The organism is Mesorhizobium sp. (genome assembly GCF_004962925.1).
GTDB lineage: Bacteria > Pseudomonadota > Alphaproteobacteria > Rhizobiales > Rhizobiaceae > Mesorhizobium.
Map to the genome: position 1 here is coordinate 1 of NZ_SUEO01000323.1, position 4,833 is coordinate 4,833.

Annotated in this window: 6 protein-coding genes; 1 reads left to right on the top strand and 5 read right to left on the bottom strand. The window is 64.7% G+C overall.

The window, feature by feature from the left end:
* Both E5W87_RS33915 and E5W87_RS33920 read right to left on the bottom strand, forming a co-directional pair.
* A partial coding sequence (locus E5W87_RS33915) for an iron ABC transporter permease (protein WP_292407837.1) occupies window positions 1-685 on the bottom strand: 685 nt, incomplete at its 3' end.
* 78 nt (window positions 686-763) lie between these two features.
* A complete protein-coding gene (locus E5W87_RS33920) occupies window positions 764-1,738 on the bottom strand; it encodes an ABC transporter substrate-binding protein (RefSeq protein ID WP_292407839.1) in 975 nt (324 codons plus the stop codon).
* A gap of 214 nt (window positions 1,739-1,952) precedes the next feature.
* On the opposite strand from E5W87_RS33920, the gene E5W87_RS33925 reads away from it, so the two are divergent.
* On the top strand, window positions 1,953-2,222 hold the full coding sequence (locus E5W87_RS33925; RefSeq protein ID WP_292407842.1) for a hypothetical protein: 270 nt from the start codon (window positions 1,953-1,955) through the stop codon (window positions 2,220-2,222).
* Window positions 2,223-2,361: 139 nt separating this feature from the next.
* Here E5W87_RS33925 and E5W87_RS33930 read toward each other — a convergent pair whose 3' ends face one another.
* The 3 genes from E5W87_RS33930 to E5W87_RS33940 form a co-directional block, all read right to left on the bottom strand.
* Entirely contained in the window at window positions 2,362-3,453 is a 1,092-nt protein-coding gene (locus E5W87_RS33930; RefSeq protein WP_292407844.1) for an ABC transporter ATP-binding protein, read from the bottom strand.
* The gene (locus tag E5W87_RS33935; protein WP_292407847.1) at window positions 3,446-4,483 is read right to left on the bottom strand and encodes an ROK family protein; all 1,038 of its coding nucleotides are present in this window, start codon (window positions 4,481-4,483) and stop codon (window positions 3,446-3,448) included. Before E5W87_RS33935 ends, E5W87_RS33930 begins: the two co-directional genes overlap by 8 nt.
* The coding region (locus E5W87_RS33940) for a HisA/HisF-related TIM barrel protein (RefSeq protein WP_292407849.1) at window positions 4,483-4,833 on the bottom strand (351 nt) is incomplete at its 5' end. The genes E5W87_RS33935 and E5W87_RS33940, both read right to left, overlap by 1 nt.

Below are 4,833 nucleotides of genomic sequence, written 5' to 3' on the forward strand. Positions count from 1 at the left end.
GCGTCAGATAGTTGACCGGCATTCCGAGCAAAGCAGGGATGCCGAAATTACCGACGCCCGAAACGAAGGCGAGTGCCGCCGCAGCCACGATATACGGACGCACGATCGGCAGGACGATGGTCCACAGCACGGATAGCGGCCCGGCGCCGGAGGCCCTGGCTGCCTCGATGAGATCGCGGGGAATCCGCGCAAGCCCCGCCCGCAGCGTGATGAAGACGATCGGTGCATGCTGGACAGCGTAAAGCAAGATGATGCCGTTTCGGCCAAGCATTGGACTGGGTGTTCCCGGTGGCGGCGCCATGCCGACCATGCCGAGAAGCGTGCTGGACGGGCCAAACAGATGCAGCCACGACAAAGCGGTCACCTGCGGCGCGATCATCAGCGGCAGCAAAAGCAGGAAGCCAAGGGGCTTTCGCCCGGGCAGGTCGGTCATCGTGACGGCGACGGCGAAGGGGGCACCGACGCAGATCGCCAGCACGGCGCCGAAAAAGGCAGTATCCAGCGTATGCCACATCGCCCGCAAGGCGGCGGGCTTGGCCAAACGTTCGGCGAATGCGCCGAAGTCGAGCTCACCGCCCGGCGCCACGGCCGCGACGACGAGCCTGACCATCGGCAGCAGACTGAGCAGAGCGATAACCAGCAGAACGGCGAGCGCCGATGCGCGAAACCCTGACGTGGCCCGCATCCCAGGCCCGCGCCGTGCCGGCACGGACCGCCCGGGGAGAATGTCCTGCGCGGACGACACCACCGGCTGCTGGGCTGGCTACTGGCTCATCACGGCGCCGAACCTTTCCTTGTTGGCAGCGTCGTTGGCGAGCGCAGCGGCTGCATCGTAGCCCAGCACCTTGATCGACGAGCGATCGGGATAGCCGGCCGGCAAGGGAATATCGGCGCGTGCCGGAATGTACCCCATCTTCGCGGCAGCTTGCTGTCCGTCCTTGGACAGCAGGAAATCGACGAAGGCCTTGGCCGCCTCGGCGTTCTTGGCCGTGGACAGTATGGCGACGGGCTCGGTGACAGCCGAGACGCCTTCCCTCGGGAATACGAACTCGACGGGTGCGCCCTTGGCCTTCTCGCGAATGGGCATGTAGTCGACGATCATGCCAAACAGCTTGTCGCCGCCGCTGACGGCCTTCAGCACGTCGCCATTGCCGCCGCTTGCCTGAGCGCCGTTCTTGGCGAGCGCGTTGTAATAATCCCAGCCTTCCCGCAGGTTTCCGGTCAGCGTCACAGTGTGGATCATCGCCGCACCCGAGGTCAGCGGGCTGGGCATCGCGACAAGGCCCTTCGCCTCCGGCTTGGTGAGGTCTTCCCAGCTTGCCGGCACGAAGGGCGCCTTGGTGTTGTAGACAATGCCGGTGGTGATCAGCTTGGTCGAGAAATAGGTCTTGTCCTTGTCGTAGAGGGTGGCGTCGATGCCGGAGACATCGGCCTCGGGATAGGCGAGCAGCCGGCCTTCCTTCTTCAGCCCTTCCATGGTCACAACGTCGGCGATCAGAAGCACATCCGCCTGCGGCTGACCGGCTTCGATCTCGGCACGCAGCTTGGCCAGGATCTTCGGCGTTCCATCGCGCACCCATTCGACCTTGACTGTGGGGTATTTCGCCATGAAGGCATCGACGGTCTGCTGGGCGTCGGTGTTGGGCTGGCTCGTGTAGACGACCAGCTTGCCGTCGGCCGCCGAAGCGCCTGCGATGGCGGATGCCAAAAACATGGCGGCGAGAATGATCTTGCGCATGGAAAACCCCACTTCGTGTGAAGAGACGGATCCGGCTGAGCGCCGGATGCGAGAACGCTCTCCCTAGCGCCGCAGGATAAACCTATTGTGACAGGCGGGGATCGGCAAGGATGGCAGGTTTTTCGCCGCCGCCTCGGACCATCCGGGGAACTTTTGCTCGGCTGGCGATTTTGGATGTATGTTGAGACGCTGAACGGCCAGAAGGTGATTGCCGATGACGACAAAACGCTTTGCGATCCGCGCTCTCGTTTTGGGGGTAGTCTGCAGCACGTCCGCCTCGGCGTTCGCTGGAAGTCGTGACCAACGGGCGAACCCTGAACGCTATGTTCCCGCCGAAGGCGACATCATCGACATCCTGTTCGGCGGCCCGCGCTACTATGACCAGCAGTTGGTCACCACAGCCGCCGGAGCCTGCTCCTACCACCGGGTCGGACCCGATGCGAATGCGTTGAACAAGATCAACGATCACCATTGCGGGAAATAGGCGCTAGCCTCAGCCGCCTGACACGCATCAGATTTAAAATGGTGCAGCGGCTTTTGATGTGCCGCGGTGCCGGAGAAATCGACACTGTAGGGAGGTCGAAGCAGGCTCGACACCGGCGTCGTCAGTTGCCCGGGTTCGCTCACGCCGAGTGCGGAGACGACAGCGCCGGGCCATCCATACGAAACAGATGGCAGACCGCGGGAGAAATATCGAGCGCGATCGGGCTGTGCAGCGGCGTGGTGTCGCCACCTTCGGCCTGCACCACCAGCGTGATGTCAGGCGCGATCTCGACATGCAGGATGGTCAGGCTGCCCAGCCGCTCCGCCAGCACGGCTTGCCCCTTGAATTGTCCGTTGGCCGAGATGCGGAGATGTTCCGGCCGCATGCCGAGCAGTAGCTCGTCGCCGGATCGGGTTGCGTCCGCTGCAACTGGCACGGTCAGCGCCTGGCCGTCCGGCAAGGTGACGGAGACGCCTTTGGGACCAGTCGCGGCCACTTTCAGCTTCAGCAGATTCATCTTCGGCGAACCGATAAAACCGGCGACGAAGATGTTTGCCGGCTTGTTATAAAGATCGAGCGGCGAACCGACTTGCTCGATGTTGCCACCGTTCAGCACGACGATCTTGTCGGCCATGGTCATGGCTTCGGTCTGGTCGTGGGTGACATAGATCATTGTCGCCGCCAGATGTTCATGCAGGCGCATCAACTCAAGCCGCATGCTGCCCCGCAAGGCAGCGTCGAGATTGGACAACGGCTCGTCGAACAAGAACACTTTGGGATTGCGCACGATGGCGCGGCCGATGGCGACGCGCTGGCGCTGGCCGCCGGACAGCGCCTTTGGCCGCCGGTCGAGGAGATGCGAAAGTTGCAGCACATCGGCGGCCTCCCTCACCTTGCGTTCCTTTTCGGCGGCGGATACGCCGGCGATCTTAAGCGCAAAGCCCATATTCTCGGCCACCGTCATGTGCGGATAGAGCGCGTAGGACTGGAACACCATGGCGAGCCCACGCTCGGACGGGTCGATGTCGTTGGCGCGCACGCCACCGATCAGCAAATCGCCGGCGGTGATCTTTTCCAGGCCGGCGATCATGCGCAGCAGCGTGGACTTGCCGCAGCCTGACGGGCCAACGAAGACGACGAATTCACGGTCCTCGACGTCGAGGTCAAGGCCCTTGATGATCTCGACGGATCCGTAGGACTTGCGCGCACCACGCAGCTTGAGCTCAGCCATGGTTTGTCTCCCTGGCACCGGCACGTTCGGTCACGCCGTGTTCGTTGTCCTTGTCCTGCGCCATAGCCAGCGGGGCGCCCGGTTCGCCTTCCCACAGGATCAGGCTGGCCGCACCGATCAGTCCTGCGCGGTCGCCGAGCTGTGCCGGCACGATCGGCACATCCCGGTAGGCCGGCATGGCCCGCTGCTCGACGGTGGCCTTGATCCCTGGCGCCAGGAGATCGAAACCGTTGGCGAGGCCGCCGCCCATAACGATCAGGTCCGGTGAATAGAGGTGAAGCAGGTTGGTGAAGCCGAAGCCCAGCCACTTGGCTTCCGCCTCGATCAATTCGAGCGCGCTGATATCGTCGGTACGGGCGGCCTCGACGACGTGCCTGGCCGAGACGTCGCCATCACCGGAAAGGCGCCTGAGCAGAGAGCCGTCACCTGGCGCCGTCAGCCGCGTGGCGCGGCGTCCAAGCGCAGTGCCGGAGGCGACGGCTTCGAAGCAGCCGACAGCACCGCAGAAACAGCGGTCGCCTTCGCCGGTGATGGTCATGTGGCCGATCTCGGCGGCAAGTCCGCGCCGGCCGTGATAGATATGGCCGTCGGCAACCACGCCGCCGCCAATGCCGGTCGACACGGTGACGAACACCAGCGAGCCGCTGCCACGGCCGGCGCCGAGGCGCCATTCGCCAAGGGCCGCCGCATTGGCGTCGTTCTCCAGCCGCACCGGCAGTCGGAATTGCCGGCCGAGAATGTCGATCAACGGCACGTCGTGCCAGCCGGCCAGGGTCGGCGGCCCGATGACGATCCCCGCTTTGGGATCGAGTGGTCCCGGCGCGCACATGCCGATGCCGGCGACATCCGCCTGTGGGTGCTGTGTCAGAAGAGCCCCGGCCAGTGCAATGATTTGGCCGATCACTGCATCCGATCCTGCGATCGCCATCGTCGGCGCCGAAACCTGCGCGACAACGCGGCCGCCGCTCTCGACCAGTGCGCCGCGCAATTCCGTTCCGCCGAGATCGAAGGCAAGCGCGAGCTTTGTCATCAGGCGGCGACCTTCAACCCGTGCAGCCAAGCCATGCGCTGCGCAAGGTCCGGATCGCCGAAAGCCAGCGAGCCCAGCACCACTGTCTCGGCGCCGGCAGCGCGCAGGCGCGGCACCGTCTCATGGCGGATACCGCCGTCGGCAGCCAGGATGATGTCGGCTTCGCGCCCTGCCTTTTTCATCAGCGCGCGCGCCTCGATCAGGCGGTCGCAAGCCTGGTCGGACAGGCTCTGGCCCTTGACGCCGATCGAGGTGCCGAGAAGCGTCACGAAAGCCACCTGCGACAGGAAGGGGGTGACAGCCGCGACCGGCGTCTCCAGCCTGAGCACGACGCCGGCCTCGGCGCCGAG